This is a genomic window from Filomicrobium insigne, from assembly GCF_900104305.1.
Taxonomy (GTDB): Bacteria; Pseudomonadota; Alphaproteobacteria; order Rhizobiales; family Hyphomicrobiaceae; genus Filomicrobium; species Filomicrobium insigne.
The window spans coordinates 263,520-286,177 of sequence record NZ_FNJC01000003.1; the positions used below are offsets into that span (position 1 = coordinate 263,520).

At 57.3% G+C, this 22,658-nt stretch carries 20 protein-coding genes and 1 tRNA gene; 17 read left to right on the forward strand and 4 right to left on the reverse strand.

The features are described 5' to 3' along the window. Positions 1-8: 8 nt before the first annotated feature. The 4 genes from secF to BLS30_RS11365 all read left to right on the forward strand — a co-directional run bounded on the left by secF (position 9) and on the right by BLS30_RS11365 (position 4,385). Positions 9-980, forward strand: a complete 972-nt coding sequence (gene secF, locus BLS30_RS11350) for a protein translocase subunit SecF (RefSeq protein ID WP_090228867.1) — start codon at positions 9-11, stop codon at positions 978-980. A 57-nt stretch (positions 981-1,037) separates the two neighbouring features. Continuing rightward, a complete protein-coding gene (locus BLS30_RS11355; RefSeq protein WP_046479114.1) occupies positions 1,038-1,418 on the forward strand; it encodes an Mth938-like domain-containing protein in 381 nt (126 codons plus the stop codon). Between the two features lie 41 nt (positions 1,419-1,459). Continuing rightward, positions 1,460-2,296 (forward strand): phytoene/squalene synthase family protein, encoded by an 837-nt coding sequence (locus BLS30_RS11360; RefSeq protein WP_090228870.1) that lies wholly within the window; start codon positions 1,460-1,462, stop codon positions 2,294-2,296. 73 nt (positions 2,297-2,369) lie between these two features. Next, a complete protein-coding gene (locus BLS30_RS11365; RefSeq protein WP_090228873.1) occupies positions 2,370-4,385 on the forward strand; it encodes an SGNH/GDSL hydrolase family protein in 2,016 nt (671 codons plus the stop codon). 129 nt (positions 4,386-4,514) lie between these two features. On the opposite strand, the gene BLS30_RS18140 is transcribed toward BLS30_RS11365, so the two are convergent. The 3 genes from BLS30_RS18140 to trmFO form a co-directional block, all read right to left on the reverse strand. Continuing rightward, positions 4,515-4,775 (reverse strand): hypothetical protein, encoded by a 261-nt coding sequence (locus BLS30_RS18140; RefSeq protein ID WP_046479112.1) that lies wholly within the window; start codon positions 4,773-4,775, stop codon positions 4,515-4,517. A gap of 481 nt (positions 4,776-5,256) precedes the next feature. After that, positions 5,257-5,802 carry a hypothetical protein gene (locus tag BLS30_RS11375; RefSeq protein WP_090228876.1) on the reverse strand — a complete coding sequence of 182 codons (546 nt, stop codon included), beginning with the start codon at positions 5,800-5,802 and terminating at the stop codon, positions 5,257-5,259. 139 nt (positions 5,803-5,941) lie between these two features. Further along, the gene (gene trmFO, locus BLS30_RS11380; RefSeq protein ID WP_090228878.1) at positions 5,942-7,360 is read right to left on the reverse strand and encodes a methylenetetrahydrofolate--tRNA-(uracil(54)-C(5))-methyltransferase (FADH(2)-oxidizing) TrmFO; all 1,419 of its coding nucleotides are present in this window, start codon (positions 7,358-7,360) and stop codon (positions 5,942-5,944) included. A 146-nt stretch (positions 7,361-7,506) separates the two neighbouring features. Here trmFO and BLS30_RS11385 point away from each other — a divergent pair, with 146 nt between their 5' ends. The 3 genes from BLS30_RS11385 (at position 7,507) to BLS30_RS11400 (ending at position 12,320) form a co-directional block, all read left to right on the forward strand. After that, positions 7,507-8,691 carry a DUF2157 domain-containing protein gene (locus BLS30_RS11385; RefSeq protein ID WP_244512422.1) on the forward strand — a complete coding sequence of 395 codons (1,185 nt, stop codon included), beginning with the start codon at positions 7,507-7,509 and terminating at the stop codon, positions 8,689-8,691. A gap of 2 nt (positions 8,692-8,693) precedes the next feature. Continuing rightward, entirely contained in the window at positions 8,694-9,266 is a 573-nt protein-coding gene (locus tag BLS30_RS11390; protein WP_046479109.1) for a GDYXXLXY domain-containing protein, read from the forward strand. Positions 9,267-10,133: 867 nt separating this feature from the next. Beyond that, positions 10,134-12,320 carry a sodium-translocating pyrophosphatase gene (locus tag BLS30_RS11400; RefSeq protein ID WP_046479107.1) on the forward strand — a complete coding sequence of 729 codons (2,187 nt, stop codon included), beginning with the start codon at positions 10,134-10,136 and terminating at the stop codon, positions 12,318-12,320. Between the two features lie 104 nt (positions 12,321-12,424). Here BLS30_RS11400 and bamE read toward each other — a convergent pair whose 3' ends face one another. After that, positions 12,425-12,952, reverse strand: coding sequence for an outer membrane protein assembly factor BamE domain-containing protein (gene bamE / locus BLS30_RS11405; protein WP_046479106.1), 528 nt, complete (start codon positions 12,950-12,952; stop codon positions 12,425-12,427). A 170-nt stretch (positions 12,953-13,122) separates the two neighbouring features. On the opposite strand from bamE, the gene BLS30_RS11410 reads away from it, so the two are divergent. From BLS30_RS11410 to sat, 10 genes are all read left to right on the forward strand, one after another. Next, the gene (locus tag BLS30_RS11410; protein WP_046479105.1) at positions 13,123-13,677 is read left to right on the forward strand and encodes a ubiquinol-cytochrome C chaperone family protein; all 555 of its coding nucleotides are present in this window, start codon (positions 13,123-13,125) and stop codon (positions 13,675-13,677) included. Next, positions 13,674-14,189 carry a YceD family protein gene (locus tag BLS30_RS11415; RefSeq protein ID WP_046479104.1) on the forward strand — a complete coding sequence of 172 codons (516 nt, stop codon included), beginning with the start codon at positions 13,674-13,676 and terminating at the stop codon, positions 14,187-14,189. The genes BLS30_RS11410 and BLS30_RS11415 overlap by 4 nt, the downstream gene beginning before the upstream one ends. A gap of 214 nt (positions 14,190-14,403) precedes the next feature. After that, entirely contained in the window at positions 14,404-15,447 is a 1,044-nt protein-coding gene (gene plsX, locus BLS30_RS11420) for a phosphate acyltransferase PlsX (RefSeq protein ID WP_046479103.1), read from the forward strand. A gap of 91 nt (positions 15,448-15,538) precedes the next feature. Continuing rightward, positions 15,539-16,516, forward strand: a complete 978-nt coding sequence (locus BLS30_RS11425; protein WP_046479102.1) for a beta-ketoacyl-ACP synthase III — start codon at positions 15,539-15,541, stop codon at positions 16,514-16,516. 172 nt (positions 16,517-16,688) lie between these two features. Next, on the forward strand, positions 16,689-17,009 hold the full coding sequence (locus tag BLS30_RS11430) for an integration host factor subunit alpha (protein ID WP_046479101.1): 321 nt from the start codon (positions 16,689-16,691) through the stop codon (positions 17,007-17,009). 465 nt (positions 17,010-17,474) lie between these two features. Further along, positions 17,475-18,017 carry a MerR family transcriptional regulator gene (locus BLS30_RS11435; protein ID WP_046479100.1) on the forward strand — a complete coding sequence of 181 codons (543 nt, stop codon included), beginning with the start codon at positions 17,475-17,477 and terminating at the stop codon, positions 18,015-18,017. A gap of 110 nt (positions 18,018-18,127) precedes the next feature. Continuing rightward, positions 18,128-19,516 carry a HAMP domain-containing sensor histidine kinase gene (locus BLS30_RS11440; RefSeq protein WP_046479099.1) on the forward strand — a complete coding sequence of 463 codons (1,389 nt, stop codon included), beginning with the start codon at positions 18,128-18,130 and terminating at the stop codon, positions 19,514-19,516. Continuing rightward, complete coding sequence (locus BLS30_RS11445) at positions 19,513-20,130, forward strand: response regulator transcription factor (protein ID WP_046479098.1); 618 nt, start codon at positions 19,513-19,515, stop codon at positions 20,128-20,130. Before BLS30_RS11440 ends, BLS30_RS11445 begins: the two co-directional genes overlap by 4 nt. Positions 20,131-20,645: 515 nt before the next feature. Next, positions 20,646-20,723, forward strand: a tRNA-Pro gene (locus tag BLS30_RS11450). Between the two features lie 644 nt (positions 20,724-21,367). After that, complete coding sequence (gene sat / locus BLS30_RS11455) at positions 21,368-22,543, forward strand: sulfate adenylyltransferase (RefSeq protein WP_046479079.1); 1,176 nt, start codon at positions 21,368-21,370, stop codon at positions 22,541-22,543. Positions 22,544-22,658: the final 115 nt, after the last annotated feature.

Sequence of the window (22,658 nt, forward strand, 5' to 3'; positions counted from 1 at the left end):
CACGCACCATGTTCAAAGGCGTTGATTTCTGGCCCCACCGTCGACAGTTCGACCTCTTGCGCCTGCGCAGGCCGCTCGTCATTCTCACGGCCTTCTTGCTGTTCGTCGTGATGAGCTCGCTGTTCAGCAAAGGGCTCAATTTCGGCATCGACTTCAAGGGCGGTTCGCTCCTCGAAGTCCAATCCAAATCCGGTCCCGTAGACATCGCGGACTTGCGTGGAAAGTTGTCTAGCCTGGGGCTGGGCGACGTCCAGATTCAGGGGTTGGATCGTCCGGAAGACGCTTTGATCCGTGTGGAACAGCAGGCGGCGAGTGCAGATTTGTCAGTCGAGCAGGCCCAGCAGGCGGCGGCCGATAAAGTTCGCGCGGCGCTTGGCGATAACATTGAGATCCGACGCGTCGAAGTCGTGGGGCCTGGTGTTTCGGGTGAACTGAAACAAGCTGGTATGATCGCAGTCTGTTTGGCCAGTATTGGGATCCTGCTTTATGTTTGGTTCCGCTTCGAATGGCAGTTCGGTGTCGCTGCGATCATCGCCACCGTTCATGATATCTCTCTGACGCTCGGAGCCTTCAGTCTTCTGAATCTGGACTTCGGGTTGAACGAGGTCGCGGCCTTGCTCACGCTGGCGGGCTATTCGATTAACGACACCGTGGTCATATTTGACCGCATTCGCGAAAACTTGCGGCGGTACAAGAAGATGCCGCTCGCCCAGCTCGTGAACCTGTCGGTCAACGAAACGCTGTCGCGCACGATCATTACGTCGTTGTCGACGTTCCTGGCTGTTTTTGCGATCTACGTGTTCGGTGGCGAGGTCATCCATAACTTCGCGTTCGCCATGCTGTTCGGCATCGTGGCCGGTACGTGGTCGACGATCGTAATCGCGGCACCGTTTCTTGTTTGGGTTGGCGTGAAGCGCGATTGGTCCGGTACGGACACAGCGGTCGCCGGCCGAGGAGCGGCGGCTGCGGCCAAAGCGTAAACTCGGATTGCCACGGCGCATGCGCAGGCGTGCTTAGCCGGATGGGCAGGAACCGCGATGACGCAGACCGACCTGGCTCGCTATCCCTATCCCACCGCCATAACTGCATATGGCGGTGGAGGCTTTCGCTTCGCCGAAATGAGCCACAGAGGATCGCTGCTTTGTTTGCCGAGCGGAATTTACGCTTGGGGCGTGGACGATCCGGTATCGGTCAGCGTAGAGACACTACAGCCCGTACTTGACGAGGCCGAACGTATAGAGATCCTTCTACTGGGGACGGGGCCGACGCAGGTGTTCGCCACGCCAGAGTTGCGCGCTCGGTTTGCTGAAAGCGGCATGTCGCTGGAACCCATGGCAACGGGCGCGGCAGCACGCACCTACAATGTGTTGCTAGCAGAAGGTCGAGCGGTTGCCGCGGCGATGATCGCGGTTCCCTGAGATCATGCCCGGTCTGGATACCGGGTGGTAGGGATATCAGGATGGAAAGTGATCTGCTGCAGCACGTTCGTGACACAGCCCGCACATATGCGCCAGATCGCTACCTGGCGGCCCTTTTGGCCCCCAAGTCCTACCGCGATGACCTCATCATACTTGCCGCTTTTCTCGGTGAGATGGAACGTATCCCGAAGATTGTGCGAGAACCGGCGCTGGGTGAAATCCGTCTGCAATGGTGGCGTGATTGGCTCGAAAACCTCGAAACACGGCCCACAACTGGCAATCCCTTGGCTGATGCCATGGGCGAGGTCATCGGGCGCCACAACTTGCCGCGAAAGTTTTTTGCCGATCTCTTCGACGCGCGCACCGAGGACTTCTACGCGGACCCAGTGTCAGGCCCGAAAGCATTCATGCATTATGTTGATCGTTCGGAGACAGGCCCCTTCCGTCTAGCGACCGGCATCACCGGGGCGCATCTCAGTCCGGCCGATGACGCAAAGTTATGTGCAGCGGCGCGCGCGTATGGCACCGTTCGATGCCTGCTCCATTTGCCATTCGCCATCAGCCGCGGCCGTTGGCCCCTGCCAGCCGAATATCTCGACATTGACGTTACGCGGCTGGGAGAGGCGGACAATAAGCTGGCGGCGGCACGAACGCGTAACGTCGCGATAGAAATCGCCAGAGATGAACTCGCTCATGTTCGCGCTGATAATACAAGGCTTTCCCGCGACTTGTTGTCAGCTCTTTTGCCGGCTGCCCTCATCGAGCCCTATTTGCAGGCTTTGCAGAGAGAGGACAACTGGCTGCAAACGCCAGTCGAAATTTCGCCGCTGACACGCGTATGGCGGCTGTGGCGTGCATGGCAGCGGGCGAAATTGTAACGCTCAACGCAATCAGGCAGCGGTTCGCTTGCGCTGCCATCGAACTGAACTCCGACGGAGTAGACGCCGAGCCATGCTGCTAACGCGAATACTGCGCTATCCGGTCCTTTTGCTTTCAGCTCTTTTGCTTTCGGCACACGTTGTTGAGGCGCAGACGTTTGATGTCGCTCCCGACGTGACGCAGGCGCCGTTGCCTGCCATAGAGCAGCCTGAAGGTTTTACGGGGCTGCCCCCTGCAGCCATGCCCGATTTGCCCGCCATCGAGTGGCGCGTTGCAAATCCGTTCCGCTTCTTCAGCAATCCACGTGATACCGAGGTTCACCGCGCAACATGGTTGGCCTTGTCGCCTGCCGAGCGGCGCACGCCCGTCCTTTCCGCAGAGCGCGCATTGTCGTCGCGTCATGAAGATGGCTGGGCCGCCACCATGGTGGATGACGTTTGCTGGGACACAAAACGCAATCGCTATCGTTGTCCCGGGAAAAAAGAGGCTTACGCGACGCCCACGAGCCACACGATCATTGCTTCGCTCAAGAATATTCCTGAGGCCGGCTTGGTGGATTGCACGTGGCTCACCGCACCCCATGGTGGCGACCGCTTACGCGGTGACGCGATCACCGCACCGTGTCATCGTCCCGTGGAATTATCCATTCCCTATCCTGCCGGCGCGACGATCGAAGTTGAGATCGGATCACGGCGCATCGCCACGACAGACGCCAGCGTCACGGATTTGTTCATTGTCGGTATGGGAGATAGCTTCGCGGCGGGCGATGGCAATCCAGACATTCCCGTGGAGTTTTCCCGGGAGCGGAGCGCGGACTACGGGAGCGATGGAGAATTCAGCCTGGCTGGTTTCCCGGCTCGCGTCGGTAACTGGAATGAGATTGGCGACAAAGCCTTCATTAAGGGAAATGCGCGTTGGCTGGATCAGGCCTGTCATCGCTCGCTGTATTCGCACCAGGCGAGAGCCGCGCTCCAATTGGCGATCGAAGAGCCTCACCGGGCAGTGACTTACGTCGGGCTTGCCTGCTCTGGCGCCGAAACAATCTTCGGGCTGTTTTTGCGCTACAAGGGCAATGAATGGGTCGAGAATCCACCGGAGCTATCGCAGATCTCCGCCGCAGCAGAGGTCATGTGCGGAAAGCATGACGCCGAGCCTCACGATCTTCCCGAAGCCTACCACATGCGCGGGCGACTGAAAGAACTAGAGGGCGGCCTAGTTCTGCGCAAATGTGATGCTCAGTTTTCTCGCAAAATCGATTTGCTCTTTCTGTCGGTGGGGGGCAACGACATCGGCTTCGCGCGGTTGCTGGCCAACGCGATATTAGCCAACGAGTCGTTGCTGCGAAAATTGAGCGGTTGGATTGGAGGCGTCTACGGAACGGCGGAAGCCACTATTGCCCTGCGCGCACTGGATGATCGCTACAAATCCCTCAACCGCGCCCTGCACAACATTTTGCATATCCCGTGGGACGAGCCCGATCGCATCATTCTAACCGCGTATCCCGGATTAGCTCTGATGGGCGACGGCAGCGCTGTTTGTCCGGATGGACGTGCCGGGATGGAAATCGTCAGCGATTTCGCTCTCAGCAGTGCGCGTGCCCGGGAAGGTATCTGGATCGCTGATAAGTTGCATCATGTGATGGAAGATAGCGCGCGGCGCTACGGCTGGTCATTTGCCCAGCGGCATCGCGGAGCATTCATCGGACGCGGCATCTGCGCGGGCTTCACTCAAAGCGCATTCTCTATCGCCGACGATCTTCGCCTTCCGCGCAAAGTGGAGAACAAGTGGGTGCCGTATAACCCTGCGGATTATCGCTCATATGCCTCGCGACAGAGGTGGTTCCGTACACCGAACGACGCGTTTTTGACGGGAAATTTCCACGTCACTCCGTCGCTCCTGCAAAAAGTACTAAAATTCGATACCTTTTCTTGGTTCCAATTGCTGCTCGCATCGACCTATTCGGGAGCCTTTCATCCAACCGCGGAAGGGCAAGCGGCAATGGCGGATTCCCTACTGGAAATCGCGCGACCAGTGCTTGATCGCTATCACCGCCGCAATCACCGGGCGGATCTCTCCGCGCCGTTATAACGGTGTCGGACCTTGCGCGAGCAAACAATAAACTATCGATGCGTGGAAACGATCAAAGCAGACCCGAAGACGGATCCGCTTTGATTTTAGGCGTTGGTCTTAAAACCGGCGGGATCGACTCAAGCCCACTCAATCCGCTGACCTTGAATAAGCTTTATTAGCGGCAGACGCGCCGACAGAAGTACCGGGAATTGCCGCGCCAACGGCAATTCCGGTAGCACGAACGTGAGTAACCATAGTACCCATAGCCAATGAAGGGAGCCGAGTAGTAGAACCCGCGCCATCCCCGTCCGCGCCAACGACGATGACCACGCCAACGACGATTTCCTCGCCAGTGGCGTCCAGCGCGGGGATGAAATCCGCGATGGCCTCGGAAGCCGCGATGTCCACGATAGCCGCGCCGTCTAACTAGAATGACATCACCGCTGCGGGCGTTGTCTCTCATAGCGTTAGTGGTCGAAGCGAGTTGCCCAGCAGCGGGAACGGCCGCTGCGGAAGCCTTGTCGACTGTCCCGAATGCACACACCGCAGCGATGAGTGCGACGAGCCGCCATCCTTGGGAACGTTTCACTGTATCTCTCCTGAGCTGTTGCCTTGCGCAGTTCCCCAGCAAGATCCGACGTTAGCCCGAAAGCGAATGAAAAAACGCATGCGGTCAATTCATTGTGACCTGCAGCCTGCGTACACAGACGTTCCGGAATTTTTCTGTTCAATCCAAAGCCCCGACGAGTTTCCGTAACGCAGTCGGAAGGCAACAGTTCCGCCGGCGCAGAATTTTTTAAGCGCCGCGAGGCGAGCAAGCGCAAAAAAGCCGGCAGCGGAAAACCGCACCGGCTTTTATCTTCTCTACGGAATAAACTTGCAGTGGAAATTAGTTTTCACAGGGAACGTTCACGGTCAGCCCAGCAGAAGCAATATACCGTTTGCATCCCAATGCGACGTGGGAAGATTCAACAGTCGTGATCTGAGCGGCAGTGTTCGCCACTTCTTCAGCAACCTGCGTAACCGGAACGGTGGGAAGAGAACGTTCAAGGCCGGCCAGTGCTGCGACGCTAGTTGATGCCAGTGTATTCTTGCTTGCTACCTCAGCCTTTGTCTGGGCGAGCGCTGCTTTGGTAAGCTTTGCACGGCGCTCCTGAGCGGCAGCTGCGAGCTTAGCTTTACGGGCCTTCGCTGCGGCAAGAGCCACGCGGCGCTTTTCAGCTTTGATGCGGGCAAGTTCGCGCTGCTTTGCAATAGCGCGCTTCTTGGCCAACTGCCGATTGCGCTGCGCATAGACGCTCTGGTTGTAAGAGTGATGCGAGAAGCCGCGGTAACCGCCAAAACCTTTGCCGCAACCGCCAGCCGTGGCCGCGGACGAGAATGCGCTCGTTGCAATGAAAAGAGCAGTCCCGATGATGATGAATGACTTCTGCATAGCCTTCGTCCCTTTTTCCGTGGCGTGCGCGGTTTCAACCGGGCTTGCTCTCCAGCGATGAGACGAATATGCGGCGATCACGGAAGGTGCGCTGTTCCCTGCGCGACAGGGCCCAAAAAAGATGATTGAGGAAAAGCTCTTATTCGGCGGCCGCGCCAAGCTCTTGGCCAAGCCAAGCGTCAAGATCCCGCAAGGCACGCTCGGACACCGCTCGCTTTTTGGCAAAGCCCTTATCTTTACCCTTGAGCCGGCGCCCATCGGCATCGGTTGTCTCAAAGGTCGTGGCTTCTGGCAACAGGCCATAGTTAATGTTCATCGGCTGGAACGATCGCCGCCCTTCGTCATCGGCACTTAGGTGACCGCCGGTGATGTGCCCGATCAGTGCCCCCAGAGCGGTCGTCTCTGGGGGCCGCGGGGGGCTGTGCCCCAAGCGTTCCTGAGCGGCAAAGCGGCCCGCCAGCAGCCCAATGGCAGCACTCTCAACGTAGCCCTCGACGCCCGTGATTTGGCCGGCGAAACGCAGTCTGGGATCAGCCTTGAGGCGTAAAAGCGGATCAATCAGTCGGGGAGAATTGAGGAAGGTGTTGCGATGCAAACCTCCGAGCCGCGCAAACTGCGCATCTCCGAGCCCTGGGATCATGCGAAAGATATCCGCCTGCGCGCCGTATTTAAGTTTGGTCTGAAACCCGACCATGTTCCACAGCGAGCCGAGCGCATTGTCCTGCCTGAGCTGCACGACAGCATGCGGACGTTCTCCGCCCCGATGCGGATTGGATAGACCCACGGGCTTCATTGGGCCGAACCGCAGCGTATCGCGGCCTCGTTCGGCCATCACCTCGATAGGCAGGCAGCCGTCGAAGTAGGGCGTATTGGCTTCCCACTCCTTGAATTCTGTCTTCTCGCCGCCAATCAGCGCATCGATGAAAGCCTCATATTGCACCTTGTCGAGTGGGCAATTGATGTAATCAGCACCCGTTCCCCCAGGCCCTGCTTTATCGTAGCGGGATTGGCGCCATGCGATGTCAAGATCGATGCTCTCGAAGTGAACGATCGGAGCGATGGCGTCAAAGAAGGCAAGCGCATTCTCCCCCGTCAGCTCCAAGACCACGGCACTCAGAGCTGGGGAGGTGAGCGGGCCGGTGGCGATGATGACGCTGTCCCAATCGGCTGGTGGAAGACCTGAAATCTCCTCGCGTTTCAGGCTGACGAGCGGATGTGTTGAAAGGCGCCTGGTCACCTCATCGGAAAAACCATCGCGATCGACAGCTAACGCTCCGCCAGCCGGTAACTTGTGAGCATCGGCTGCGGCCATGATTATCGAACCGGCGCGGCGCATTTCCTCATGCAAGAGGCCAACCGCGTTGGTTCGCCATTCGTCGGACCGGAATGAATTCGAACAGACAAGTTCCGCCAACCCGTCGCCTTTATGTGCGTCTGTGCCCCGCACCGGTCGCATCTCGTGCAGAACCACAGGCACGCCGCGTGAAACGGCCTGCCAAGTGGCCTCCGAACCTGCAAGCCCGCCGCCGATGATGTGGATTGGTTTGATGTCGCTCATAAACTCACGCTAGTCATTTGCCGGGCGTCGCACAATCGCGACAAAGGGCCCGCGTCGGTCACCCTCTCACCACAGGCTTTCTACACAAAAAACAAAATTGCCAAGCTACATTTGCGTTAAACCCAATACGCCCGAAAAACGCGACCATGACAGGGCTGAACGGGGGCGACCCGACCGGAGATCATAATGCCAAGAACGCCAAGCCTCCCCACCGTCCCTCGAGGATCTTTCCCGTGATGTGGCGCCATAGTCGTCAATTGGAAGCCGACGTTCAGCGTTGGCAGGAGGCGGGCTGGGTCACGCCCGATGGGGCCAAGGCCATCGCAGAGGAGCTGCGTGCCCAGACCCCTGCCTTCCGGCTGCCCGCCGTGTTGGCGATATTGGGGGCCGTCCTGCTGGGGTTCGCGGCGATGAGCTTCGTTGCTGCCAATTGGCAGGAAATGCCCAAGATCGCACGTCTGGGGCTGCTAGGCGCAGCCCTTTGGGGTTTTTATGGACTGGCCGGCTGGTTGTTTTCACGAAATCTCGAAGCCTTTGCACACGCCGCTATCCTTGGCGGAGTAGGCATATTTGGCGCGGCCATCATGCTTATCGCGCAGATGTACCACATCGAGGGCCGCCCACCGGACGCGGTTCTGCTTTGGTGTGCGGGCGCGGTTCTGGCCGGAATTTTGTTGCGGTCTAACCCTTCACTCGTGCTTGCCATGCTCTTAGCCGGACTGTGGAGCGGCTGGGAAACATCCATCACAGAACACGTCCACTGGCCGTTCCTTATTGCATGGGCTCTCATCAGTCTCGGCTTCGTATGGCACAAGTGGCATCCGGGCATGCACGTATCCGCCCTGGCCATTTCCATCTTCGTCGTGTTGCTCGGCTATCTGCTGAACGAGGGTCATGCTCACGGCCTTGTCCTGATTATCGGTTTGGCCGTCGCGACTGTCGGCATTCTCATTACGACCTTGCATGCGATCCCGGCTCTCATAGAGCCGGCCCGCACCAGCTTTGGGTACGCGATAGCCGTCAGTTATGCAGCTTTGTTCGCGTTACAGTTCATTGAAGATCCGACGACAAACACACTGATCGCAACGGCAGTCGGGACGCTCGCCCTCCTCATTGGCGCGATTATCCTTGCGCTACGGACGGACAATCGCGGGGCGCTTTGGGTCGCTTACACCGCATTCTCGATCGAGGTTATGGGGCTCTACTTCAAGAGTGTCGGCACATTGCTTGGCTCCTCCGTATTCTTCCTCACCGCCGGCATCGTGGTAATCGCGTTGGCCTACGTCGCGTATCGCCTGCATCTCAGTGCGCAAGTCCAGGGGAGGGCATAGGGATGCTGAACCGCATCGGTCCGTTGACCGCTGTAATCATCGTGGCAGGGCTCCAGACGTTAGCGCTCGGCTACATGGTTTGGGAGCGTACGAACCTCCTCGCGAATGGTCGAGAAATCCTTCTCGATGTCGCGCCGATTGACCCGCGCAGTCTCTTTCGGGGGGACTATGTAATCCTGAATTATCGGACCATCGCTCAACTCGATGGGGCGCTATTGCAAGAGACACCTATCGAGGATCAGAACCTCTACGTCACCCTACAGCGCTCTGCCGAGCAAGGCTGGGCGCCTGTCGCGGCGTCCGTCACCAAGCCGGCCCGCGTGAATGCGGAAGACGTCGTCCTGAAGGGCCGAGTCGATCACGTTTGGCGGCCGCATGCCGATCAACCAACCAGAATCCGTATGCACTACGGCATAGAGAGCTACTTCGTGCCGGAGGGTGAAGGGCTGGAATTGGAAAAGACCATTCGCGCTGGCGAGATGAAGGTCATCGTGGCCGTTGGAGAATCCGGCGAAAGCGCGATCAAAGGTTTGGAGATTGCGGGGCGCCGCGTCTACGACGAACCGCTTCTATAGATCAAAACATGACGAAGAACGTCAAAATATCTCGAACCGGCGCATGTGTGTGGGTGCAAGGGCAACCCAAGACAAAACCGCTACATGTGTCGGTTTTGCCGCTGCCCGTCGGAAATTGCCTGCGCTAACCCAGTTATTATCGTTTCGAGCGCAGGAATCTGTCACTTTTCCACCGTTCGTCCACAAACGTTAACAAGGAAGACCTCGATGTCGCTCAGAGCGTTTCTGGCCCTGGCATTGGCCGTGTGCGTTACTGGAGTGTTCTCCACGTCGCATGTGATGGCAGACGATACAGGTTTGGCCAGCATTCACGATTGGAGAAAAGTTGGTCGCAAGACGTGCTTCACGGAGCACAAGCATTACGGCAGCAGCGCCGGCCACAGCTCTAAGAAGGCCGCCCAGCGGGCAGCAATCTCGGACTGGCAGGGGTTCACGGCCTTTGAGTACGGCACAGACTGGGCATATTATAAGTATGCTATTTCGAAATCTGGTGGTTGTTCTCAAGGAAGCGGCGGTTGGAAGTGTGAAGTGGAAGCAATTCCGTGCCGTCCACGCTAAGCCGTTCTAAATCGTATTAGTTTCTCTCTCTCTTCTCTAAGCAATATCGGCCGGAGCGATGCCCACGCTCCGGCCGATAGTCTTTGAGTTAGCCGATACAACGGATTGATCCGGTGCTGTCCGGCCCGCGGAATAAACAAGCAGAAAACATCAGACTTTCTATGGAATGCGTTGTGCCCGTATTGCCACGGATCGGTGGTTTTGGCATGGTCTGCGCGCTTAAGTCGCTGTTTGGTGCGACAAAAGAGTTCGGAGCGCCGTAACGTCGCGCCGAAGCTGAAATAATCCCGCCCGGGAGGGGACAAGCACATGAACGAACTACTTTGGGGGATCATCGCCTGCGGTGCCCTCTCGATCGTTTACGCCATCTACACAATCCGGTCGGTGATGGCCTTGGATGCCGGTAACGCTCGGATGCAAGAGATTGCTGGTGCAATTCGTGAAGGCGCGCAGGCGTATTTAAGCCGCCAATATAAGACCATCGCCATTGTTGGTGTCGCCATCTTCGCTCTCGCTTGGGTTCTGCTGGGCGGCCTTGTTGCCATTGGCTTCCTGATCGGCGCCGTTTTGTCGGCCGCCGCTGGCTTCATTGGCATGCACGTATCCGTTCGCGCCAACGTAAGAACCGCGCAGGCGGCATCTCAATCGCTCGCTGCGGGTCTTGACGTCGCCTTTAAGTCGGGTGCTGTGACCGGAATGCTTGTTGCTGGCCTCGCACTGTTGGGCGTCGCGTCCTACTACTTCTTCCTGACCAGCGGACTGGGTTTTGCGACGGCTGACCGGACCGTGATCGATGCGCTGGTTGCACTCGGCTTCGGCGCTTCGCTGATTTCGATCTTCGCACGACTGGGCGGCGGTATTTTCACGAAAGGCGCTGACGTCGGGGGGGACCTCGTCGGTAAAGTGGAAGCTGGAATTCCGGAAGATGATCCGCGCAACCCGGCGACGATTGCCGATAACGTTGGTGACAACGTCGGTGACTGCGCCGGTATGGCGGCGGACCTCTTCGAAACCTATGCCGTGACGGTCGTCGCGACGATGGTGCTCGCCGCGATCTTCTTTGTTGGCCAGCCCGAACTCACCCAGATGATGGTCTATCCTCTGGCAATCTGCGCAGCATGCATCGTCACGTCCGTGATCGGCAGCTTCTTCGTGAAGCTCGGATCTAATAACTCGATCATGGGCGCGCTCTATCGCGGCTTCATTGTTACCGCCATCTTGTCTGTCGCTGGTCTAGCAGCAGCCAACTATCTCGTGTTCGGAGACAAAGAGAGTGGCTTCGGCATGATCGGCACGACGACGTCGGGTGTCGAAATCACGGGCATGAACCTCTTCCTCTGCGGGCTTGTGGGTTTGGCCGTGACCGGACTGATCGTTTGGATCACGGAGTACTACACCGGTATTGGTTTCCGCCCCGTGCGCGCGATCTCGCAAGCCTCTGTCACAGGCCACGGCACTAACGTCATTCAGGGTCTTGCGGTCTCCTTGGAGGCAACCGCTCTCCCCACGCTGGTCATCGTGACGGGGATCTTGACGACCTACAACCTGGCCGGACTGTTCGGCACTGCCATCGCGACAACGACGATGCTCGGCCTCGCTGGCATGGTCGTCGCGCTTGATGCATTCGGTCCCGTGACGGACAACGCCGGTGGCATTGCTGAAATGGCTGGTTTGCCTAAAGAGGTTCGCCGCTCGACCGACGCGCTCGATGCCGTGGGCAATACGACCAAGGCCGTAACGAAGGGCTATGCGATCGGCTCCGCGGGCCTTGGCGCGCTGGTCCTCTTTGCGGCTTACAACTACGACCTGCAGTACTTCATCTCGCAAGCCAACGCAGCTGGATCTACTAGCTATCAGTACTTCCAAGGCGTAACCCCGGACTTCTCGCTCTCTAACCCCTACGTCGTTGTTGGTCTGCTGTTGGGGGGGCTGATCCCGTATCTGTTCGGCGGCATCGCGATGACTGCGGTGGGACGTGCAGGCGGACAAATCGTCGAGGAAGTTCGCCGCCAGTTCCGCGAAAAGCCCGGCATCATGGAAGGTAAGGATCGCCCCGACTATGCCGCCGCTGTCGACTTGCTGACGCGCGCCGCGATCAGGGAGATGATCGTACCCTCGCTGCTTCCCGTGCTGTCGCCAATCGTCCTGTTCTTCGTCATCTATCTGGTGGCCGGCGGCGGTGCCGTCGGGAAGTCCGCGGCGTTTTCAGCCGTTGGCGCAATGCTACTTGGCGTTATCGTCACCGGCCTGTTCGTCGCCATTTCTATGACGTCAGGCGGCGGCGCCTGGGACAACGCCAAAAAGTCCTTCGAGGATGGTTTCGTGGATAAGGACGGAACGAAACACCAGAAGGGTTCCGAAGCGCATAAGGCGTCCGTCACAGGTGATACCGTAGGCGATCCATACAAGGATACGGCAGGCCCTGCCGTGAACCCCGCCATCAAGATCACCAACATCGTTGCGCTGTTGCTCCTGGCCGTTCTCTCGCACGGCTAAGGCTAGTGATCTACAGGACGATAAAAAGCTAAGGCCCCACCAGTTTGGTGGGGCCTTTGAATTTGAGCGTTGGGATATCGAAAGTTGCTGTGTAGAGGACGCGCTTAATCGCCGAAGATTTGCTTTGTGCCCAGGTTGCGGAACAGCTGCTTCAGCAGGCCTTCGTCATTACCGCCAGGGGCAGGCGTCGTGCGCGAGATGAAATCGAAGACCTTGCCGTCCTTCATGCCATAGTGCGCAAGTCGATCGACAGAGCCGAGCGGATTGAAGTAAACGGCGACGACTCTTCGGTCGGTTTCGGTCGGTTTGAAGAACGCAGTCTGGGTTGCCGTACTCGAAATGTAATAGTAAGTCTCGCCGCCGGTTGCAGTGGCGGTTGTCGTCGTTGACGGTGTGCCCAGCGTCAAGCGCACTTGATCCTTGCTCATGCCAGTCTGGATCTGCTGCAGATCACCTTCCGTGAAGTGTTGACCATGCTTGAGTAACTGCTGGCTGCATCCGGCTAAGGCAACACAACCTCCCAGTAGCGCCATGGTGAGCAACAATCCAGTCGTGCGGCGGCGCACACGCCTGATAGAGCCAATACCGACGGCACCTTTAGAGGACTGGCGAATAAGCCCAGCTATACGCATTATCTGCTATTACCCTTGCCAAATCACGGCGCCCGCACCACGCCATAGAGAATCACGTCCGGACGCCCCCTTGGGCCCGCTTAACCTGTCGTATATATGAACGCAATGCTCAGCCCCCCCTCATACACTGCTTGCCGTACTCGCCACGCCGGGAAAGGGGAGAAGAGTGCATGTTGAAATGGTTAGCAAAACGAGCAGACGCTTCGCGTAAGGCAGAGAACCTTTATGGCGCCGTCGTGGCGCAGGCGCGCGAACCGGCATTTTACGTCGACTTTGGCATCAACGACACACTTGAAGGTCGCTACGAACTCATCGTCTTGCACATGTTTTTGGTGCTGGAGAAGTTGCGGGAGGCTTTTCCGGGCGACACGCGATGGTCACGGATCCTCATAGAACGCTTCGTGACTGACATGGATGACTGTATGCGCGAACTCGGCGTCGGCGATATGACCGTCCCTAAGAGGGTCAAAGGGGCGGCCGCCGGGCTGTACGGGCGCGCGCAAAGATATCGCGAAGCGAGTGGTCTCGGTCAGGACGCACTGGCCGTGGCGCTGTCTGAGTTCATTTGCGCGGAGCCGACACCTGAGTTTCGCGCACAAGAGCTCGCAGCATATGTTCTGGAAGCCGCGCGGGTTCTGAAAGAGATCGATCCGGAGGATATGCTTGCCGGCATATTGAAATTGCCGGACCCGAACGGCTTCGTGGAGAGAAAGGAACTTTCGTGACGGCCCTGGCAGACTGGCGACATAGGCTGAATGAAATTCCCGCCAACGGGTTACGTGTAACGCGGAAGGCCACGCCGGAGGAGTGCGCGGAGATTGCGGCAAGCCTCTCGATCGTTTCCTGTGAGAACCTCTCGGCAACCTATCAGATCAAAGCCAAGAATCGCGATCGTTATGAGTTGACCGGTCACGTTACGGTCGGCGTGATCCAGAGCTGCATCGTGTCTCTTGAGCCGGTGCGCGCAAGCCAGGACGAAACGCTGGATTGCGCGTTTATCCCGTCGGACCTTCTTCCAGAGAGCCGGGAAGATGAACAAGAAGTGCTGAGCATCGATGATCTAGAGCCGATCGAAAACGGTTGGATCAATGTCGGCCGCATCGTCTTTGAGGTCATATCGACAGGGCTTGATCCTTATCCGCGGCGCGAAGACGCACAATGGTCCGATGTGGCATCGGCGCGAGAAATCGCGACAGGGCCGTTTGCTGCTCTCGCCGAATTGAAGAAGAAATCCTAAATGTTATAGGCATTGAGGTGCGGTGAATAAGCTCCAGACAACGTTGAGTTGCACGCGTGAGACGGCTCATAACACCAAAAATCGGTTGTTTCCCGACTGCAAAGGCGTATGTTCCGGCGTCTCAGGGCAACAATTATTGGTGCCCGGCACTTCAGAGGTAACGCTCGCCATCCTGACGGGCTGACGATACGACAAACGAGGCGACATTCCGGCCATGCAAGCGCCACGTACGATAGCGCTCGACGCCATGGGCGGCGATCACGGGCCAAGCGTTGTAGTCTCCGGCGCGGCGCAGTCGCTTATCCGCTATCCAGCCTTGGATTTCGTGCTGTTTGGCGATCAAGCCGCGATCAAGGAGCAACTAAGAAGCTATCCGGATCTGGCTGCGCGTTCGCGGGTAGTCCATACGGATTCCGTGGTTGCGATGCACGACAAGCCGAGCCAGGCCCTGCGCCGCGGTAAAGGCTCAAGCATGTGGCTGTCGATCGACGCAGTGGCCAACGGTGAGGCTCACGTCGTCGTGTCTGCAGGGAATACAGGCGCGCTTATGGCGATGTCCAAGCTCATTCTCAGACCGATGGCAGCGATTGAACGCCCGGCGATTGCGGCATTATGGCCGACCGTGAAATCCGAATGCATTGTGCTGGACGTCGGAGCGAACATCGGAGCGGATGCGCGCCAACTTTCTGATTTTGCCGTCATGGGCGCAGCTATGGCGCGCGCTCTGTTCCAGATTGAACGCCCCAGCGTCGGCCTGCTCAACGTCGGTGTTGAGGAGGTCAAAGGAATGGACGAGGTTAAGAAAGCTCATGCTTGGCTTAAGGAGACGGAAGGGCTGCCTTTCCGCTACCATGGCTTTGTAGAAGGCGATCAGATCGGCCAGGGTATCGTCGATATTGTCGTCGTGGAGGGGTTTGCCGGAAATATCGCGCTGAAGACGGCAGAAGGTACGGCGCGTCAGATGGGCCAATATCTCCGTGATGCGATGCGTCGGACTTGGACTTCCCGCCTCGGCGCGCTACTTGCGAGAGGCGGCTTTAAAATTTTGCGCGAGCGAATGGATCCCCGCAGAGTTAACGGCGGAACCTTCCTCGGGCTGAACGGCATCACCATCAAGAGTCATGGAGGGACCGATGCACTGGGCTTTGCCAGCGCCATCGATCTTGGCTACGAGATGGCGGGGAGCGGCTTGATCGAACGACTGGCCGCTGACCTTGAGGCATTTCACCGTAGAATTGGTGAGTCCATTGCCGGATAAAGGGAAACAATCAGGCACGGTGCGGAAAGACGTTTGCGCAGTCGCTGAGACGAGCGGCACGCGCCCCAACAATAAGGCGTAGAGGAATCCTGTGGCAGTAATCCGGTCGATCGTCCGTGGCGTCGGTGCCTATGTCCCGAGCCGCGTAGTGACCAACGCTGAACTCGCCGAACGTATTGATACCAGCGACGAATGGATCGTCGAACGCTCAGGAATACGTCAGCGCCACATCGCAGCGAAAGACGAGACAACGTCCGATTTGGGATTGGCAGCCGCGCGCCAGGCTCTCGTGCGCTCCGCAATCGATCCCGTCGACATCGATCTCGTGATTTGTGCCACCGCGACGCCGGATCGCACGTTTCCCTCGACAGCGGTACGCATACAGGCCGCGCTGGGCATCACCAAGGGCGCCGCTTTTGACGTTCAGGCCGTCTGCTCTGGCTTCATTTATGCCATGAGTATTGCCGACAATTTCCTCAAGGCAGGTCAATCCCGCCGCGCGCTGGTTATTGGCGCGGAGACATTTTCTCGTATTCTCGATTGGGAAGACCGAAGCACCTGCGTTTTATTTGGCGATGGAGCCGGAGCCGTCGTGCTTGAAGCTCTGCCACAGCACGGTGATCGCAATGATCGCGGTATCCTCTCAACGCGCATCCGCTCCGATGGCCGGTTTGAGGATCTTCTCTACGTCGATGGCGGGCCGGGCTCCACGGGCACGGTTGGCCATTTGCGTATGAACGGCCGCGAAGTATTTCGACACGCGATCCAGAAAATATCTGGAGTAATCGAAGAGACACTTCTGCAGGCTGGCTATGCGAGCGACGAAATTGATTTGTTCGTTCCGCATCAGGCCAACAAGCGAATCTTGGATGGCATTGCCAAGAAGCTAAACGTTCCACCTGAGAGGATCGTCATGACCCTCGATCGCCATGGCAACACATCAGCAGCATCGATACCCCTAGCTCTGAACCATGCCTTCGAGCACCATTTGCTCGGAGAAAACAAGCTTGTATTGCTGGAAGCCATGGGCGGTGGCTTCACTTGGGGCGCCATCCTCGTGCGCTGGTAGCACGCCCTGCGCTAAAGCATTCTGTGGCTTTGCTAACACGCCATTTGCCATATCTCGCCGGGGAACAAGAAATCGTACGCAATTTCAGCGGCTTGTTACAGTATCTCGTTGACCGATGCTGACAACCCCACTAGCATTATTAATCTCCGTTGCAGTGGGGAGGCAGGACAGTATGGGAGGTAAGACATTGACGCGCGCCGATCTGGCGGAAGCCGTTGTGCGCAATGTAGGTTTACCTAGAAACGAATCTCAGGAACTTGTTGAACTTGTTCTGAGCGAGATCTCGAATTGTTTGGCTGATGGTGAGCCAGTAAAATTATCATCGTTTGGATCTTTTGGAATTCGCCAGAAAGGCGAACGGGTCGGGCGGAACCCAAAGACGGGTGAAGAAGTCCCGATCACCCCGCGTAGAGTTTTGATATTCCGGCCCAGCAATATCATGAAGGACCGTATCAATGGCGGTCAAAAGGGGCGGCGCCGCGCGGCGGAGTAACCCGAAGCATTTGCGAGCTTGTTAAAGCCCGGATGGCATGAGATCCGGGCTTTTCTTATGAAAACGCGCAGATACCTGCTTACGCGACGTCCGTACGCTAGTCACATAAAGAGCCAAACGGCAACCTAGCCGGGCGTTTCCGTAAAGACACACACCCTTGCTGACTGGACAATTGACACTGCTCAGCAGTGCAAAAGCGCAAGCCAGCCATATCCGTCTTATTAATATTGGGCGAAAATTCCTTCACTACATTGAGTAAAGGGGTTGCATGATTTGTGTCTGGGTTCGCGCCGATTGAAGCCATACAGGCGGCGGATTCTGAAGCTACATGACGTCGGCGTGAAATGAGGGCCAGTTCACGCGCCAAGAGCCGCTAACGACGTATCAGCGAGCGAATTGACGGAAATCGCAACTCCTTAGCTTAGGGCAATCCCGGTGGATTGACCCAACAAGCGGGGTAAGACAATGAGCAAGACCGCACAGGCATTCCGTACCATCAGTGAAGTATCGGATGAACTCGATGTGCCGAAGCACGTGCTCCGCTTCTGGGAATTGAAGTTTCCCCAGATCAAGCCGATGAAGCGTGGTGGTGGACGACGCTACTATCGTCCCGAAGATCTTGAGCTTCTTAGTGGAATTCGCCATTTGCTTCATGCTGAGGCCTACACAATTAAAGGCGTGCAGAAGATCTTGCGCGAGAAGGGGGTCGATGCCGTAAAGGCCGCGCCCGAAGGAACTGCGATAAAGTCAGATGAAACTGTGCCGCGCGGGAAAACTGCGAAAGGGCGCGTGGCTGCGCGCGGATCGGCTACCGCTAAAGTCGCGACGTCTGCCGGTAAGGCGCGGGGCATTGAACCTATCGCGATGCCACCCGGTGCCGCGAAAGCCGTTGAACAGGCCATCGCAGAGTTAAAAGCCTGCCGCGCCCTGCTAAGCCAGTCGCCAGAGAGCGCAAATGAGAATGCCGCAAAGCCGGCCCCGGCGCGCCGCGCACGGCGTCAAGCTTGAAGGCACTCAAAACGGTTTCGACAAATTAGCCATTCACACTTTGGGCCGCTGATAGACTAAGGTGTGCGGACTGACACAGTTCCGCGCATGGTTGGACCAAACTCCTTTGGATGGCTAAACAAGCACCAACGCCGAAGTCGCTAAGCCTTCAACTAATCCGTACGATCACGCTTGCATTGATCGTCACGTTAATTTTGGGCGGTGTTTTAATCTACTGGCATGCTGTCCAGAGGATTGAAGCGGAGATGCGCGCAGCGATAGTCGTGGGGAGCCGCATTGCTCACAATGCTCTTGACGATGTCGATGAGATTTCCGCCACACGACGTCGGCTTGAACTGACTGTCGCTGATTTCGACGATGACCGGCATTTGCGAGCGTCGTTGCGCGATCCAGATAACGTCGTTATCCGGCAGTCAATTCTGCAGCCGCCATCAGCTGCCGTCCCCGAATGGCTTTATGAGCTTCTCGCGGGCAAACCCAAAGTAGTGCGTCTCGAATTGCCAGACGCCTTTCATAAATTCGGAACCGTCGTTCTTGAAACAGATTCTCACAACGAAGTGGCGGAGGTCTGGAGCGACGCGAAGCTGTACCTGTTGATCTTGACTGCGTTCTGCGGCGTCGTGCTTCTGATTTTATGGGTTGCCCTGGGCCGGGCATTACGGCCGCTCAATGATCTCACAGGCGCATTCGCCGAAATCGGCGCTGGTCGCTATGACCGTCGGGTCGATATCGGCGGGCCGCGCGAATTGGTCGAACTGGGCAGTGGCTTCAACGCTATGAGCGAACGACTAAGCGAGATGGAGCACCGCAACAGGCGGCTGCGCGAACAACTTGAAACCGTCCAGGAAGAAGAGCGCGCAGAATTGGCGCGAGCTCTTCATGACGAAATGAGCCCTCTGCTTTTGTCAGTCGACGTTGATGCAACCGCTTTGCGACAGCAGGAAGAGACAAGCAGGGATCCGGATGTGGAGAAACGTGCGGCGGCTATTCTCGATGCGGTCCTGAAGATGAAGCGCAACGTCAAGGGCATCCTCGGGCAACTGAGACCCTCAGGACTACACGCGCTGGGGCTGGCAAACTCCATCGAGAATCTTGTCGCCTTCTGGAAAAAACGTCACCCCGACATCGCCTTTAGCGTGAATGTTCCACCGCGCAGTTTCGGGGTGCGGATGGACGCGGCAATTCAAAATATTGTCCGGGAAGGGATTGCAAATGCCATCCGTCACGCGAGCCCCCGTGGGATAGATATTTCGATAGACATTGAATCGGGAAATTTGCTCAGTGTTGAGATCATTGACGACGGTATAGGACTAGCGCCAACATTGACGAGCGGTTATGGCATCATAGGAATGCAGGAACGTGCAGCCTTGCTCGGAGGGACACTTGAGGTCATCGATCGCAAAGATGAGCATGGTGTACGCGTCAAAGCAATTTTGCCGCTCGACGGCGCCGAGTATCTGTCAGATAGCAAAAGCATGGAAGCAGGAACATCGGTATGAAGGTTCTCATCGTCGATGATCATGCCGTCGTTCGGCAGGGTGTGACGCGCCTTATTTCTCAAATTCCGGATGTTGTGACTTTCGAAGCCGAAACGTCGGCTGACGCCCTTGCCGTTCTGCGCACGGAGGAACCTGACGTCGTTGTTCTCGACATCAATCTCGGTGGTAGCAGCGGATTGGAGTTGCTTCAGAGGATCAAGGCTGAGGGGCATTCGGCGGCGGTCGTCATGTTCTCGATGTATTCCGACCCGCATTACGCCATGCGGGCATTGCGCGCGGGCGCTTCGGCCTACGTGAGCAAGAGTGCATCCATCGATGAACTCGTGACAGCCATCAAGAAGGTTGCGGCGGGGGAGAAATACGTCGAGCAGGAGCTGGCCAAGGAGCTAGCCTTTACGGCCATCGATCAAACCGATCCCATGCAACAGCTAACGAACCGGGAAACTGAAATTCTTCGTCTGCTTGGCGAAGGTAAGAGCTTGTCGGAGATCGCGAGCACGTTTGGGATTGCCTACAAGACGGTCGCGAATGCCTGTAGCCGCCTGAAAGAAAAATTAGGTCTCGATCGCACCGCCGATCTTATTAGGATATCGGTAGAAAACCGCACACGGTAAATGCAGCTAACCAAATCTCTTGGCTCAAAATCGTGAGGAAGTTCCCGACATATCGGGAAGATATCCCATCGCTGGAAATCCACGGGCGCAGCTAGATTGAATGTGCTTGCAAGAGGCGCACCCCTATCCCGGTTAACCTCCTTTAACCAGAAAAAGATGCGTCGCACCCCCGCATTGTCTCTGCGACGATATAGGGTTAGGCCGCCGTTGGTTGAGCTTCAGAACGAAGCTCGAACTCAGGCGGCCTCTTTTTTGTCGCCTCAAATCGCGCTGGACGCGTCGAACAACCTTGAAAGCCGAACCGTTTCGCGCTAGCAGTCGCTCTCGCTATTTTAGCCAGCCCATGGCACGGTTATCGAACCGTGTGGGCAGGCGCGGTGAGCGTTCGCATAAGGCAGTTGCTTGTTTCCCCTAACAAGCGTTTTTGAAGACTTCACTCGCCTGATATGCTCAACGTGAAATTAGCGACACAAGCTGATCCGAGGTCAAATACCTCGCTTACGAACAGCTGAATACGGAGCGTAGCGCAGCCTGGTTAGCGCACCAGTCTGGGGGACTGGGGGTCGGGAGTTCAAATCTCCCCGCTCCGACCATTAAATCAATGAAATAGGTGGAACCGCCGTGGCCCATATCTGGTCCACGGGACGAAAGCTGATTTCTTCGAAAGCGTCACGGCATCCGAGCACGAACTCAGGGCGCGGCTTTCCGTCGACGTCATCAGAGAGTTGAAGCCCCCTACAAAATTAAAAGAAGCACACTTGTGGTGGAGCGGCTGGCTGCGTGGATGGCTACGCGTCGACATGCAGACCACGGCGATATCCATCGCTTCGCATTGATGTCTCACTTACCAGTGCACCCCGAGGTGTTCGAGCGTTTGGGGGCGTATGCAATTGCAGGTTTGCCTCACAAACTGCTCCAAGCGATCAGCGCATTTGTTGGCAAATTTCGCGACTGTGTCACGAGACCACGCAGTCTTCTACTCACGAGACAAAACGCACTATCCCGCCCTGAAAAGGTTGCGCCGCTAGCTACTATTCGTACTGCGAGACGTCGCTTCACGACCGTCCTCTTGTGGCCGGAGCTATCGAAGAGCGCGGCGACTGCCTCTCCCCCTCGAGTACAGTTCTGCAGACGGGTTCTCTTCCGGCATGTACAGTAAGCGAGGTAAGTGGTTTTAATAATTTCTCGAGGCGTAGAACAATTTCACCGAAGCCGGGTGCACAGGAGGGAGAATTACATGTCGAAACTTGTACCACCGCACGGGGCGCAGTCTCTTAAGCCTCTACTTGTGCCAGTCGACGAGCGTCCTGAAGCGCTCAGACGCGCGGGGAGACTGAAGAAGATCCCGCTCACATCCCGCGAAGTTTCTGACCTTTTCATGCTCGGCATGGGCGCGTACACGCCGCTTGACGGCTTTATGGGCCACGACGACTGGAAGTCTTCGGTTACAGAAATGAAGCTCACCAGCGGCGTATTTTGGCCGATCCCAATCACGCTTTCGCTGGACAGCAGCGTCGCCGACGGTATCGCTGTTGGCGAGGAGGTTGCGCTGGCCGATGCCGAGACCGGAGAGGTGCTCGGCCAGCTCATGGTGCGAGAGAAGTATCGCATCGATCGCAATCTCGAATGCGCGCATGTATTTCGCACGACCGACCCCCAGCACCCAGGCGTGCAGAAGGTTATGGGCCAGGGCGATGTCAACGTGGGCGGTCCTGTCATCGCCCTTTCCGAAGGCGAATACCCCGAAAAATATCGAGGGCTTTATCTGCGGCCTGAGGAAGCACGACAGGAGTTCCTCGAACGCGGCTGGACGAAGGTCGCCGCTTTCCAGACGCGCAATCCCATGCACCGAAGCCACGAGCATCTGGCCAAGATCGCAGCCGAGGTGACGGACGGGGTATTCATCCACCAGGTTCTCGGGAAGCTCAAAGCGGGCGATATACCGGCGGAGGTAAGAACGCGCGCGATCCAAGCCATGATTGATAACTACTTCAAACCAAACATTGCGATCCAGGCTGGATATCCCATCGAGATGCGTTACGCAGGACCGAGGGAGGCACTCATCCACGCGCTTATTCGGCAGAATTTCGGCTGCTCTCATCTCGTGGTCGGACGCGATCACGCGGGAGTGGGAAGCTACTACGGACCGTACGATGCCCAGCATATCTTCGACGACTTGTGGGAAGGCGCGCTTCTGTGCCAGCCCCTCAAGATCGATGTAACGTTCTACTGCTACCGCTGCGGCGGAATGGCGACTGGTAAAACCTGCCCGCACGATCCGAAAGAGCATCTGTCCGTGTCAGGCACGCGCCAGCGCGAGATGTTGGCGAACGGCGAGCCGGTGCCACCCGAGTTCAGCCGTCCAGAGGTCGTAGCCATCCTCAGCGAGTACTACGCAGGAGTCTCAGCGTAAACTGATGCGTGCCTACCTAGCACTCTGCGTTCAGGCACGCTTGCCGGGTAAACGGCGCAGCTCCCAAACACACCAAAATGTTGAGCCTGACCTATTTTACATGATTTCAGGTGCG